Genomic DNA, 14,224 nt, shown 5'->3' with positions numbered 1-14,224 from the left:
GGAATCTTTGTCCAATTCCGGGGGTTAACTTCAAGTTATTTGTATTGGGTTTTTAACTAAATTATTACTCATAAATTAAAAAAAATTTTTAATATGTTGAAATTGTTAAACAACCGTGTATAATAGGCTCATATAATTTTAATTTTAATGCTGAGTAAATAGGGTTAATCAATAAAGGTTAGGTTGCATTTTAATGAAGAAAGAGGTTGATTTTTATGCCGGTAAATAAAGGAGCAATGAGTAAAGGACCAGATGCTGGTTCAAATAATGAGTATGGTGTAACTTCAGTACAAAGCGGATATATGGAAACTAAGGGAATGTTCTGTTTTGGCGCTTGCCAAACAGAATGTCATGAGAGTTGTGGTAAAGAATGTGCTAAAGAATGTCATACAGCATGTTGGCACTTTTGTTCAGTAGGAAGTGATGATTTAGATGCTGATACTGAAGTGCTAGAAATAATAATTTGATGGCGAAATCTGGATTTATATGTTAATACTGCAAATATAAAAAATTAAATTATAGGAGGATCCTATGAAAAACTCGGCTTTTAAGAAAATATTTTCAGTTATAAAAACAGATCTATTTGTACAAGTAGTGGTAAGTGTACTTACCACTATTTTACTAACTGGAGAACCATATTTAGAAGCAGAACTAATAAATACTATTGTATATACCAAAAAAATGAGTCAGTTTTTTTGGTTTGTATGTATTTTGGTTATTGTCATGATTCTTCAATTATTTCTTTCATATTTTTCATCTAAAATTCAGTATTACACAAAAAATGTAAAAGAAGTTGGAATAGTTTCTAAATTAATATCTAAGATTTATCACTTACAATCTGATGATGAACAAATTCAAGATAGTACATATTTACATTCTAGGATAAACAATGACGTTAATGAAATAGCAAACTTTATTTTAGGAGTATTTCCTACCTTTATAAGCAGTATTTTAACATTAATGCTTATTTCTTTATTTTTAGTATTTTTAGACTATAGAATATTTGTTGTTGTTGCTGTTTTTTTCCTATTGTATGCTTTAATATATTTTTTAATAAAGCAAAAACTTTATAGTGCTTCAAAGCTAGTAAAAGAAACATATGATAAACTTTTTTCTGTTCGGAACAATATTTTTATAAATTATCTTCAAATTAAAGCTAAAGAAGTCTTGAACACAGAAATAATGAGAATGAATAGATCTGCAGATAAGATGTTTACTGCAATGAAATACGATTTTAGATGGAACTATATTTTTTCGCTTGTAAAAATAATGGTTACATTGTTGTTTCAAATATTTTTCTTCTTAATTGGTGGATTACTTGTTTTAGAAGGCAAGTGGCTTATTGGGACTTTTATGATAACTTTTCAGTACTTCAGTAATATGCTTAATAGTATTAATTCAATATTTATTATTGCTTCAGAATATCAGAATTATAAAGTGGCTAAATACAGAACTAATAAAATATTGAAAAAAAGTAATGAGCAGATTGGAGAAAAGAGCTTTAAAGAAGTTAAATCCATTGAATTAAGAGACTTCAATTTAAAACTGGATAATAACAAATTATATAATAAAAATTTAAACTTTATTTTTAAAACAGGTAAGGTATATGGAATTGAAGGACCAAATGGCGTAGGTAAGACATCATTAATACTTGCAATAATCGGACTAAAGCGAGACTTTTTAGGTAAGATAAAGATCAATAGTGAAAATATTTCAAATATTGATCTGCAAGAATTTAGAAAAAATAATATCAGTATTATGCTGCAGCACGAAATTCCTGAAAGTATAACGGTAAACGAGTATTTACAAACTTGTTTAACAGAGAAACAAATAAATGAATTGCTTTTAAGCCTGAAATTGAAAGATAGTTTCTTTTTCTCTCAATTCTCAATAGAAGAAAAATTAAATAAGAAAATGACAGAACTTTCAGGGGGAGAATTACAATTGATATATTTCTTTACAACTATAGTTAAGCCAAATACATCTGTTTTAATATTGGATGAACCATTTTCAAATGTAGCTAGTAAATTTTTACCTCATTTGATGAGTATGATTAATAGAATTTCAGAGGAAGGAAAAATGATCTTTTTAATATCTCATGATAAGTATTGCTTGACAAATATAGAGCGGGTAAAACTCGAAAAGGCCTAGAAAAGGAGTTATAGATGAAGTATGAAGTAGATCAATTTATATTATTGGATTTAGACAAAGAAGGAAAAGGAATTCAGAATAGTAATGGCTTTACTATTCTAAAGGATAAAAGAATTTATAAATTTCTAAAGTCTATTGATTTAGAAAACAGATTAGAACTAACTGATAAAAGATTATCTGATGCTTTTGGCGATGAAAAAAAGGCAATAACCAATTTTCTTTTAGATACAAAGATAATTTCTAAAAAACCAATGATAAGTACTTATAATTCAATAAAAGTTTTAACGAACAATTTGTTATTGGAAGATAGCATTGAGTTTAACAAAGAAGGGTCTTCTATTAAGTTTGAATGCTCCGCTGTTGATAGCTCACAAGCGATCGTTGATAAAATAAAGACAACGACATTTAGCAATGATGAATTAATTGTAGTTGCATTAATTCCTTTTGATTATATTGATTTTGTAAATATAAATGATAAATTACAACATTTAAATATACCATATATGTTTTGCTTTTCATATAATTCACAGATTTATATTAGTAATATTCATAAACAGGATTGGTATAATCCATGTCCCAAGTGCTTTTTTAGTCAACTGGAAACTAGTATTAGAGGTTATGGTGACAATACAGCAAATACGACATTTCAAACTATTGTAGATTTGCTGTATGCAAAGAAAATAAAATTTGATCCAGATCTACCTGTGACATATCGCAACATTATATATTTGACTCAAAAGATACTGAGTTTGGATAAACAAAATATAGAAAGGGAGTCAGCGACAATAACAAGTATAAATCTTAATGGAAGTGTTTCGAGCGATGAAGCAGTACATTGGGAATTATGCGATTGCTTTGAATAAGGATGTAAAATATGGAAGATATAAGAGCGCATTTCAAAAAAATCTATCAATCTCAACTGATTCAGTTTGATCCGAAAAAATTTGTACACGAAAAGAAACAAAAAATTCAATACATAAAGACTGGTGAAGCACTTGAAGAAAAAGATAGGGAAGCTTTTTTAGATCCTAAAAAAGATATTGTAAATTTGAATAAATCAACATTAAAAATCGATAAGTTATTAGTATCATTACTTTCTTTTGCATTCTATAATAAAATAATAAGCTATTTCTTAGTATCGTTGGAAACAAAAAATGAAATCTTACCTGGTGGTTATTATTTTTTTACTGAGAAAAGATACAAGATAGATGGGTTAAATATAATTGAACTTAGTAAAATATTGGATAAAAAGTTTAACTATATTCTATTACCGTGTATAAGCATGGATATAGTTGAATATTTTGGAATTCAAAGCTTTCAGTATGCTTTAAAACAAGTTGGGCAAGTGGAGGCCAAGGCTGCCAATTATTTTGGAGAAAAAAATGTTTGTATGGTTAACGTAAATCTTAATAGATTATCTCATGCTGTCGGGATTAATGTTAATGGTATGCTTATTTTAGATGCGATAGGGATAACTAATGCTGTTTAAAGATTATAGCAAAAATTATGTTTATACTGATAAGGAAATGAAAAATAAACTTCATATAATTTCTGGCTCATTGAGTATGCGTAGGTCTGAAAATGTTGTTTTTCCATATATATCGTCAGCAGCTGGTAAAACTGAACAGTTATGTTTAAAAAAAATGTATAGTGAATTTCTAGAGAGAACGGATGTAGGATTTCTTTATAATATTAGTGAAAACATGACATGTGTGAATTTGAAAAATAGTAAAATTACTAACGATTATTTAAAATCAAGCTTAAGTTATTCTAAAAACTCTGTACTCGGATGTGTAGATTCAACAGGAACAGCTGCTGGAAATAGTGATTCAACTAGCATTATTAAAAAATCTATTTCTGAATTAATTGAAAAAAATGAGCTTTTTCTTTTTTGGTATTTTAGATCAGGGAGACGGCTGAGCAAAAGAGAAACTAATAAATTTGAATTGCTATGTGATATGTGCAATCTTAAGAATTATATGTTTGTTAGCCAAAACTTATCGAATTGGCCTACAGTAATTTGTATATCGGTAAAAGACAATAATGTTGTATCTACTGGTATATCTTGTCAAGAAAGCTTAAATAAAGCAATTGAGGGCGCGTTAGTAGAATCTAAAATTGGTAGAACTTTAAATTTGTATCAAAGTGATACTATGTATAAGTATGATTTTAGCGATAAAGAAAGAATAATAGACTTTGTGTCTAATTGTAATTTCAAACAAAGATCTTATAAATTTAACAAACTATATCCTGATTACAATTTGAAAACGGTGGACTGGATTTCGGATATTAATATTAGCTTCATAGGAACTAGGTTTAGAAGATCTGGAAAGGTTGTTACAGCTTTTTCTGATTCCTTGTTAAAATGCTTACCAACAAAAGAGAACTTAAGGTACTCTGGTTCCGTATCAATAGTAAAAAGATATAATTATATAATGGATGATAGTGAGATGGACTGTATTGTTAGTTAATTTATAGAAAGGTATCAAAATGGAAAGTAAATCGTTAGGATATACGTATAACTATGTAGTGAGCAAGTTTTTGAATGAATTTAATAATAAAAACTATGTTTCTTTAAATTATCCTTCGATAGGATGTAATGGTTCATCGAGTGATTATAGCTTTATAAATTCAATGTTGGGTAGTATAGGGGAAGTTTTTGAAAGACAAGCACTAACAAATTTTTGGGAAGTGCAGATACCTTTAAAAATGCTGACATGTTTGAATATTAACAAGAGAAGGATTGAAAGAATCAAATTTAGTAAAGAAAAATTATCATATTTATATGATACGTGTGGGTTGTCGACATATACATCTACAGAAGGAGCTTTCGAGAACTCATTAAGAGAATTTATAGAAAGACAATCGTTTATTTTATCTTATTTATCTAAATCACCGGGATTTTTTTTGGAAAAAAACGAATATTTTAAGAAGTTCGTTCCTAAACGCCTTCAATTCATGAATTTATATGAAATCTCTTTTATAAGTTTTTATAAGGTTGTATTCGGTATAGGAGCTAAAAAGGGAAATAGAATATATATTGGCTTAGGTGCGGGCTATACTATAGAAGATGCATTGCATTCTTTTGTGAAAGAAGCAAATCCGTTTGAAACCGGGAAAAGTGAAGATCTTATTAAAAACCTAAAGTATTTAGATTATGGTGATGTATTTAGTATTCTCGCAAAAGATAAAATATTGGCTGCATATGACTATCTTGAGGATAGTCCAACAGTTAAAATTGATGATATAAATTCATGTAGGCATGATAGATTGCAAGTATTGGATGAACTTACAAATTATATGAAAAGCGATCTTTATATGACATCCTTTTTTTCAAAGAATAATAAGTACTATCGTAATAAAAATGCGAAAAGTATAAAGCTTTTCTGTTTAAACTGGTTTCCATCATTGGATCCTTCTAGTTTTAATGATGAAACTTATGAATATGTTGAATGTGTTACTGGGAAAAAATTGAATAGAAGAATAAATTTTATACCTTTCCCTTGATTTATAGGAGAAAAAATTGAAAAAGAAAATAATGCTAAACCCAATTACTAGATTTATTTCCATTTCAGAAAAAAGCATAAAACTTCAGCTAGAAGAAAAAATTTATGATTTAAAGGGTGAAAAAGTAGAGAAGTACTTTATATCCTTTTTTAAGTATTATGTTTCTCCTATCTCTATAACAGATTTAATGAATTTTATTAGTGAAAATATTAGTTTGTTTGTAGAAAAAGATTTTTTTCAAGTAATACAAACTCTTTCTCAATATGGGATCATTCTGTGGCATATTGATTCTTCTCAAAATAAGTATTTAACATCTAACGTAGCTTTCTTTGATTATACACATTCAGGTAATCTAAAGAAATTTTGTAAGGTATTGAGTGAGGCTTCAAAAAGCACATCAATGTTGTTGAATTGTGATGTTATAGATGCTCCAACAGATCTCAATTCTATTTCATTTAATAAATATGATATTGTACTTGTATTAATTTGGGCGTGGTATCCTGTTTATGAAAATGTAATAACTACAATTTTAGCATCACTAGCAAAATCTAATGCTGTTGTTTTGCCTATTGTTTGTAATGATAATTATTTTTCAATTGGTCCGCAAGTTATTGATGAACGAACAAAGCAATTAGCATATTTTGTATTGGATCAAGAGAAAATACGATATAGCAAATTTCACTATGATAACTACTATACGTCAGATGTTTTCTTTTTATCTAACTTGGCCAATGAATTATTTGAATTAACTAAAAAAATAGATGGTTCGGTAGACTCAAAGTCAAAAACTATAAATAGAATAATAACTAATAATTATTTTTCTGGGAAACTAAGTAACAAAAAATTAATAGATCTATAGAAAGAAAAAGAAATGGAAAAATATAATGATTCATGTGAATTAACGAGAAGTGGTGTTCCCTTATTTAGGTTGTTTCACAATGAAACCAGCTTGTCAAATAATACTTCAGCTTCTTTTGACGCAAGTATTCAAAACGCTTTTGATGATGAGAACTTTATGCATGAGGTTCTGAATCAATGTAAAAAAAGAAAAAAATCACTAGGTGGTATATCATTGGATAAAGTTGAAGTGCCAAATAATAGCTTATTTGAATGCCTAGCTAAGAGAAGAAGCTGTAGAGATTTTTCAAAGGAATCCGTTTCCTTTAAAAAACTATCTGCAATCTTATTTTTTTCGTATGGATTGGTTTCAGGAAAAGGTTGCACAGTTCCGTCAGCTGGAGGAGCTTATCCTATAAAGTTAATAGTTTGCTGTAATAAAGTAGATGGAATAGCAAAAGGTATGTATCAATATTCTTTTCAAAGGAATGAGCTGACCTTGCTGTCAAATAATATTGACTATAATAAGATTACTGGAAGCAAAGAATATGCGATAAACTGTGCATTTTCGATCCATTTTATCGCATCACCTGTCTTACAGTGCTATAAATATCAAGATCGTGGATATAGGTTTATGACATTAGAATGTGGACATATAGCTCAAAATCTTTCATTGGTTTCGGAGTATTATGGAATTGGCTCGGTTTGCTCTGGGGGTTATTTGGATGGAGAATTTATTAATTTTATAGAATCGATAAAAAATTTGGGTTGCTATAAAGAGGATATGTATTTGTATGAAATGTTTTTTGGTTATCCTTTACATATCAATTAGTAATATTGAATGGTTACTAAGATATATTCAAAAGCATCAGATGAGATACTGTCCTGTAGTAAAGAATTATCAAAGTCTAGTAATCAACTTGCTAGGCTTTTTCTTGCATACCCAAGAGGGAAGTAAAGATGCCAGTAAGATAATAGTTTCTGGGAAAGCGATTGAACTAGACAACATAAACCACGTTGATATTTCTTCTTAACCCTATTTAATAAATTTGCCTTTAAAGCCAAAGTGTCGTTTACCCTGATAAACATATTTTTTAAGCTTACCGGACACCGTACATAATTTGCCTTTTGCGCTAGTAAAAGAAAATCTTATCTCATTGCCCAATAGCAGCTGTGTAATCTCATCTTGACTAAAAATATGAGTGCTAAATTTCTTTTTGAATGAAACTTCTTTATTTGTTGGAGTAAAAATTCCGGTTATATATTCGTCACTTTTATCAGGAAATTCAGGCTTAAAGCCGATAAACTCGTGATTCTTATAAGATTGTCGTTCTAGTTTTCCAGTGATCTTGCCATTGGGAGTAATAATCTGAATTTTTTGATCATTAAATAGTTGTTGCAATTCACTGTCACTGAAAGTGTAAGAGTTCCAAACTTTATTGATAGTGACTTGTTGGCCACACCAGATACCGCTTGCCTTCTCTTTGGTTTTGTTTTTAGCTTCATAATCTGCCTTCATCTTCAATAACTTTGGACTAGCAGTTTTAGCAAGATTTGCAGCATTTCGCTGCTCAATTGGTAAGTCATATTTAACTATTTGATTAATTAGAAACGGCACGTTGCGATAATCGAATTTACCTTGCTTAACCAGATCCATTTTTTCTTGCAATCGTTCAGTAACTTTGGGCGAGGCAATCATTGTTCCAGTAGCAATTATTGCTTGCAGCAAGCCCGGATAGGTCAGTGAATAAGTTTCCTTCGTGTTTGTAATTAACGCATTCCTGCCTTTGGCAATCTCTGCTAATGTTGATTCTTGAGTAGCACCGTGGCCAATTCCATAACGATCTAAAAAGTTAATAATAAAACTATGTGTTGGCTTCTTGGGCTTAGGATTTTGGCCTTGGTAAACAATAGGGAAGGCTTCTGTACTAAATTGACGAGTAGGGTTATCAGGGTTTTCATCATTTAACTCTGCGTCATCAAAAATTAATTTATAATTTTGGGCAACGGGCACATTAATTGTGCAGGTAAAAAATGGGTAGGCAGCAAGGTGGGCCTTCTGCTGTTCGTAAATACTGTCTTCTCCCAGAATTGATAAATAGGATTTAACTGCTGCGATATAAATTTCACGACCGCATTTGCCATACTCACTTTCAATTGCGTCTAGACTGCTTGGCACGTTAATACCTGGTCGGTTGGCCCCGTGGGCAGCAGCTGTAACTAGATACTTTTTTCTAATGGTGCGGTGCGTTAATAGCTTAGGATCAATACCTACTACATGTGCTATTTGGTCTGCTAATGGTAGCAGTTGGTCAAATTGTGCTTGCGTGATTTTTCTATCTTCCGTTCGTGGATAAGAGAGAATATTATTTTCATACATCTTTTGATAAGTGGCCAAGAATGTTTCCGAGGAAAAGCCTTTTTTCCCGACCAAAATAGAAAGATGACTTAAGTCTAGTAATGTAGGTGGTTGTTGGCGTTTCTGCTCCTTTGAATCAATGATTATCTGGCTGTTGGCATATTTGCCTTTCTCCATGGCAGCGTCATTTTCTAACGTAAATTTGTGATTCTCTGCCTCGTCATCTGTTCGTTTAAAGATATTCTGGTTATTATCCTGAAAGCGTACTTCGTAGAAGGGCTTTTTAACGTATTCTGCACGGGCTTTAAGCTGCTGGAATATCTTATCAATGATAGTCGATTTCTGCCGCCCAAAACGCATGGAGCGCACGTTAAAACCTGCTTGACGGGCAATGCTCAGGGCAATTCTTGAGAGTTGCATAGAAGCGTAATCAAAGCGCTCACGCCCCAATGATTCAAGATATCCACCCTGATTCATCTGGTCAGTAACATCTACTTTATTTAGTAGAGCGGTTTTGAAATTTTGCGGTGTTTCATCGGCAAAGCGAATACGAAAGACCGTTCTTTGCCAATTAATGGCGTTAACAATTTCCCAGCCTAGCAAATCGCCTTCTCCAGAAGGATCATCATTAGTCGCAATTACAATTGCGTCACAGGGTGAGGCGGCGTTTTTGATAGTATTCAAAGTTTTTTGACTGCCGGCAATTACCTTTTTCTCCCAATTAAAGTCAAATAGGTTCCAGGGAAAATTGTTTAAATCGTCCCAATCACTATACCGCTCTTTTTTATCTGGACTTACCATATCTTGCGGTTCTTTTAATTCTAATAAGTGTCCGTGTGCGCTGGCAATAGTGTAAGTATCGCCGTTGAAATTACCATTGTAGCCGCCTAAGGCAGTTGCAAATGCGGCAGCTGCCGAGGGCTTTTCGGCCAGAATTAGATACTTCATATTATTCTCCTTTTATTTAACGCAAATAAAAAAGCCTAACATTTCTGTTAGGCTTTCTATGTTGCTAATGCTAATTATGATAATTCAAATCCGTCATCATCTAACGTGTCTCTAAGTTGTTTAAATTCTGCAATATTCTTCGCTTGTTCTTCTGGAGAAATTTCCTTACCAATATTCTGTGAACGGGCACGTAAGTTAGGCTCCATTCCTTGAATACCATGTTTATACGTCCAATCTTTCAATTTCGTCATATCGTTGGAAAAGTAGTAATCGGCTAACATCTTCTGCCAAGTGGTCCAATGATCTAGCGGTACATTAATTAGTCCTGCTCCGTTATCAATCATTATCTTATTAGCAGCAATTGTGGCCGTTCTTTTATTACCATCGTAAAACATTTGCTGCCGCATATTGTGATACATCAGGGTCAATGCTTTATCAGTAGTGGTGCGCTTACTTGCTAGAATTGAATTCAAGTAATGCTCTTCTTCTTGTTCATCAATCATCGGTGGTTCAAAATCACCTCGATAGGTATTTACACCGCCGGTTCCGTTACGTAAGTAACCGGGGAAAGCGGCACTATCACGAGCAACAATTGCATTAATCTTTTTTTCTGTTGCTAAAGTTAAAGGCTCTTTATTATTAATTGTAAATTGCCAACCTCTTTTAAGCTGTACAATCGTATTAATATCGTCAATCGGTACACCGTCAACCCCCAAACCGTCAATAATTGTTTGAGTTTGCGGCAAGGTTGTAGTCAAACCTTCAAAGCGTGAATTAGTAAAAACGAGTTTGGTTAGATTCGTTTTAGCAAATCGTCTATTTTCTTCTGCTGTTAAGTGAAACTTGTCTTCGTAATCCAATGTTCTTTACCTCAATATCAATAATTATAGCTTTACCGTTCCAAGCCATCCTGATCAAGGTCAGACAGCTCTTGCTGTTGTTTGAGTAGTAACTGTTTAAAGGCTGCTGCTCGATCAGGCGTGTCTTCAACTTTAATCAATTTAGCAATTCGATCAACATCTGCGGCTTGCTGGGCAGCAATCATTTCATTGTTCTTTCGTGGATAATCAAGCACTTGGTGGTGATTAGCAGCGTAAGCTAACATGAACACTTTACAGCTGCGGCCATTGCCTTCTCTAAACGGGTGCATAAAATTAATTTCATCAATCAATTTTGCATAATCCATTGGGGCCAATGCGCTTTTTGGTGGATTGTTTTTGATTAGATTATTAATACTTCTTTCGGCAAAACCAAATCTCGTATGATCAAAAAAATCAAAGCCATTCTTCTGAAAATTACCTGGTCGGTATTCGCCTGCCCAATCATACAACTCACCGAACATGATCTTATGAATCTTCTGTAAATCGCTTATATCATCTATGCGCGGCTTCTTCATTAAAAAAAGTGATGCATTCCTTGATGTAATCAAGTATTCTTTTTTCTCGAGTTCTTTCTGATCGTGGATATGCAGCTTATTCTTCATCGTTCCGTTAGAATATAGCGTTTGGCTAATCCAATCACTCATTAATCTTTACCCCAAATTTCATCAATCCTTTTAAGCTCTTTGGGATCAGGATTAATTACAGAATCTAAAATGTACTCAATATCACTTTTTTCAGGATTCCACCCCTCTAAATGACTTGCTTCTACCACTCCCCTTATTTGTTGATACATAAATTTATCTGGTATAACCACTCCTTGAATAGACTGGTTTTCATCGTTGATGTCTAAAATATAAACCTTTGGTTGTAACATGTTTAATAGATCGCCTGGTCTTTCATCTAATCCTGCAGCAACTGCATTTAATACTCTAATTGACCATGATTCAATGGGCTTGTTAAGGGCATTACTCAATGTTGTTGTAGGAACGTTCGTTTTCTTTGAAATATCTCTAATAGTAAGGTTGGCATTGTTTAATAACTTTGAAACTGCTGCATTCATTTTTGGTAATCTCCCTCATAGTTTAGTTAATTATATTATACCATATTACGAACAAAAAATTCCATAAATGGGATTAAATATGAACTAAATCGGGGAAGTGAAAATCATACAGGGTGCGCGAATAGAACGATTCTTATGTAATTTAACGCTAATCACGTTCTAGCCCCTCCTCTGCTAATTCTTCTGCTAATGCTGCCCGCATTTCTTTCTGTTGGTAAACAACTTTAGCAAGATCTTGTTGAGCTGTTGGCGAAGATAGGTCAATTTGTTTAAGTTTATTTTCTACTTTAATAAGTCGTTCTTCAGGGACTAGTTTGTTCTCTCGTTTTTCTTTTTGCTGGCTAAATTTTGCTAAATTTTGCTTTTCAGTCGGCGTAAACAGATCTCCTTGCTGCGCTTTTTCAGTAGATAACTGGGCTTGGTTCTCTTCTCTATCTTTGTTCCTTGCTATCGGCTCTCGCTTTTGATCCTCATCAATGAAGTTGATAATTTTGTCTGCTGCTTTAATGGAACCATCTAGAACTTCCGCTTGCAGCGTAGAAGTCAGTTGGCGTAACTTTTGCCCATTATTGGTCCAACCAGCAATGTAACTTACAGTGTCATCATGGTTGTTAATCCCATAATTTTTAGCTACCAAATATGAAGTTAGTTGTGCTTGTAATTCTTTAATTGGCCTAATTGACGCTGCTGATTCCTTACTTTGTGGAATAGTGTGTAACAAGGCGTGCCCTAATTCGTGCATTAAAGTCGCGCTCTGCTCGCTAGATGTATTATTGGGGTTGAGGTAGATCGCTTGCTCTTTAGGAACAGTTACCCCTTTAGCTACACCAAAATAGTTACTGTAATCAGCTTCAGATATGCTTCGATCCACCTTAAACCCAATTTGTTGTGCAAATTTATCTAGGCGCTTATCGAGGTACTTTTGATCAATTTCTTTGTCTATGTCAAAGTCAACGTGTCGGTTAGGATATAATTCCGGATACTTTTCTTTAGGCATTGTAGTTTGAGTAATATCAAAAACATTACCAGCGGTAAATGCTAATTTTTTTCTAACTGGTAGTAAGCCTGCTTTGATTTTGGCCCGTTCGTCCTTTGTTGCATATTTTAGCGGTACTAATTTATCTTGACGGTGGAATTCTTTTATCTCAACAGGCACTAAAATTTTGATACCTTTTTCGCCTTTTTTCACGGAGTAGCCTAGTGCTTTGAATTTTTGAAAACTCCCAACCGCCAATGCTCCCGGTCGTTGCCTTTGGATTAATAACCGATTTCGTACTGAGTAATCATGGAAACGATCCAAAAAGTCTAGTAACTCTAATGTTTTTACGGGTTCTACTAGATACGAGCTAACATCTTTCATCAAATTGGCCACCGGTGTTTTAACTAGGTCTTTAGGTTCATTGGGTAAGTCCTTGTTACTAACCTTGTCTTGTACTTGATCCATCTGTTGGGCATTTTTATCTAAATTTGACTGTCCCGTCATATTCTTTAATTGATCATTCCAGTCTTTACCAAATTTTTTGTTAGGCTGGGCTGCCTTTATCGGGATATTTTTACCTAGATTATTGGAAAAACGGTATTCCTGCATTTCCTTCACAAAAGCGTCGCCGGCAGCGTCATTGTCCACGCCCAGCGCAATGGACTGTATACCCAACCCTTCTTGTGCTAATTGAGTATCTGTAATAGTCAGATAGTGATTAGCAATATGGGGTTTTAGCCCGTCTAGAGCTATAAAGCGAGTGTTTTTAAACCGATCTGGTGCAATTTGATAAAAAGACATTGCGTCAATGGGCGCTTCAAAAAATCTGACGTTTAATGGCTTACCAATATCAAAATACCAAGCTGAATGAGGTGCGGTATTTTGATCGATAATTTTAAACGTTCCCCGTTTAGGATATTTATCAAAGTTAATGTACGTCCCCTGTTTACTTGCTCCAATTATCTTACCGGTAAATGGATCTAATCTTTTGAAGACAACATTGTTGTTCTTATCTTGGTCCAAATAGTTGTGCTGGTGCAGCCAATCTACTAATTTTGGTGAGATTTTGCGTTCATTAACCAAATAGTTTTTAGCTTGATCAATACTTTTTGTAATTTGAGTTTGGGGATAAACATAAGGTGTATGTTGTTCTTCGGTCATTGTTTGCTGACTTGGGTCAAATAAGCCTACTTTATTGGCTATGTTCCTAATTTTGGTATACATTGCTTTTTTGTCTAATTGTTGATCGGCAAAAACATATCCTTTAATGAAGGACCATCCGCCTACACCACCTACATGGCGTGAATTTTGATACCAGGCATTTTTTGACCGTGTGATTACTAAACTATCATGTTCAACCCCACGATACATGCGGCCTTCATTGTGTAATTGAATTCCCAAAGCGTCACATAAATCTACAATGTCTGCATTATAGATTTGGTTGTACCAGGAATTGGCTTCTTTTTGATTAGCCATATTTTTTCCTTTCAAAATAAAAAAGT

At 33.0% G+C, this 14,224-nt stretch carries 14 protein-coding genes; 9 read left to right on the top strand and 5 right to left on the bottom strand.

Going from position 1 to position 14,224, the window contains the following annotated elements; genetic code table 11:
• Nucleotides 1–215 precede the first annotated feature (215 nt).
• The 9 genes from JF75_RS02985 to JF75_RS02945 all read left to right on the top strand — a co-directional run bounded on the left by JF75_RS02985 (nucleotide 216) and on the right by JF75_RS02945 (nucleotide 7,529).
• A complete protein-coding gene (locus tag JF75_RS02985; RefSeq protein WP_046331769.1) occupies nucleotides 216–467 on the top strand; it encodes a hypothetical protein in 252 nt (83 codons plus the stop codon).
• 64 nt (nucleotides 468–531) lie between these two features.
• Nucleotides 532–2,151 carry an ATP-binding cassette domain-containing protein gene (locus JF75_RS02980; RefSeq protein ID WP_046331768.1) on the top strand — a complete coding sequence of 540 codons (1,620 nt, stop codon included), beginning with the start codon at nucleotides 532–534 and terminating at the stop codon, nucleotides 2,149–2,151.
• Between the two features lie 14 nt (nucleotides 2,152–2,165).
• Nucleotides 2,166–3,014: an McbB family protein gene (locus tag JF75_RS02975; protein ID WP_046331767.1), complete on the top strand. Its 849-nt coding sequence runs from the start codon at nucleotides 2,166–2,168 to the stop codon at nucleotides 3,012–3,014.
• Between the two features lie 11 nt (nucleotides 3,015–3,025).
• Nucleotides 3,026–3,640 (top strand): hypothetical protein, encoded by a 615-nt coding sequence (locus JF75_RS02970; protein ID WP_046331766.1) that lies wholly within the window; start codon nucleotides 3,026–3,028, stop codon nucleotides 3,638–3,640.
• Complete coding sequence (locus JF75_RS02965) at nucleotides 3,630–4,622, top strand: YcaO-like family protein (protein WP_046331765.1); 993 nt, start codon at nucleotides 3,630–3,632, stop codon at nucleotides 4,620–4,622. The genes JF75_RS02970 and JF75_RS02965 overlap by 11 nt, the downstream gene beginning before the upstream one ends.
• 19 nt (nucleotides 4,623–4,641) lie before the next feature.
• A complete protein-coding gene (locus tag JF75_RS02960; RefSeq protein ID WP_046331764.1) occupies nucleotides 4,642–5,658 on the top strand; it encodes a hypothetical protein in 1,017 nt (338 codons plus the stop codon).
• Between the two features lie 16 nt (nucleotides 5,659–5,674).
• Complete coding sequence (locus JF75_RS02955; protein WP_046331763.1) at nucleotides 5,675–6,517, top strand: hypothetical protein; 843 nt, start codon at nucleotides 5,675–5,677, stop codon at nucleotides 6,515–6,517.
• A gap of 12 nt (nucleotides 6,518–6,529) precedes the next feature.
• Nucleotides 6,530–7,327, top strand: coding sequence for a SagB/ThcOx family dehydrogenase (locus JF75_RS02950; RefSeq protein WP_046331762.1), 798 nt, complete (start codon nucleotides 6,530–6,532; stop codon nucleotides 7,325–7,327).
• 40 nt (nucleotides 7,328–7,367) lie between these two features.
• Nucleotides 7,368–7,529 carry a hypothetical protein gene (locus JF75_RS02945; protein WP_167334208.1) on the top strand — a complete coding sequence of 54 codons (162 nt, stop codon included), beginning with the start codon at nucleotides 7,368–7,370 and terminating at the stop codon, nucleotides 7,527–7,529.
• A 2-nt stretch (nucleotides 7,530–7,531) separates the two neighbouring features.
• On the opposite strand, the gene JF75_RS02940 is transcribed toward JF75_RS02945, so the two are convergent.
• The 5 genes from JF75_RS02940 to JF75_RS10120 all read right to left on the bottom strand — a co-directional run bounded on the left by JF75_RS02940 (nucleotide 7,532) and on the right by JF75_RS10120 (nucleotide 14,198).
• On the bottom strand, nucleotides 7,532–9,802 hold the full coding sequence (locus JF75_RS02940; RefSeq protein WP_052726864.1) for a DNA topoisomerase: 2,271 nt from the start codon (nucleotides 9,800–9,802) through the stop codon (nucleotides 7,532–7,534).
• Nucleotides 9,803–9,876: 74 nt separating this feature from the next.
• Nucleotides 9,877–10,662: a Fic family protein gene (locus JF75_RS02935; RefSeq protein WP_046331760.1), complete on the bottom strand. Its 786-nt coding sequence runs from the start codon at nucleotides 10,660–10,662 to the stop codon at nucleotides 9,877–9,879.
• Nucleotides 10,663–10,694: 32 nt separating this feature from the next.
• Entirely contained in the window at nucleotides 10,695–11,327 is a 633-nt protein-coding gene (locus tag JF75_RS02930) for a Fic/DOC family protein (protein ID WP_046331759.1), read from the bottom strand.
• Nucleotides 11,327–11,743: a helix-turn-helix domain-containing protein gene (locus JF75_RS02925; protein ID WP_046331758.1), complete on the bottom strand. Its 417-nt coding sequence runs from the start codon at nucleotides 11,741–11,743 to the stop codon at nucleotides 11,327–11,329. Before JF75_RS02925 ends, JF75_RS02930 begins: the two co-directional genes overlap by 1 nt.
• Before the next feature lie 148 nt (nucleotides 11,744–11,891).
• Complete coding sequence (locus tag JF75_RS10120) at nucleotides 11,892–14,198, bottom strand: toprim domain-containing protein (RefSeq protein WP_052726863.1); 2,307 nt, start codon at nucleotides 14,196–14,198, stop codon at nucleotides 11,892–11,894.
• Nucleotides 14,199–14,224 lie beyond the last annotated feature (26 nt).

The sequence above is a fragment of the Lactobacillus kimbladii genome, from assembly GCF_000970755.1.
Lineage (GTDB): Bacteria > Bacillota > Bacilli > Lactobacillales > Lactobacillaceae > Lactobacillus > Lactobacillus kimbladii.
This window is presented reverse-complemented; position numbering and strand designations above follow the sequence as displayed.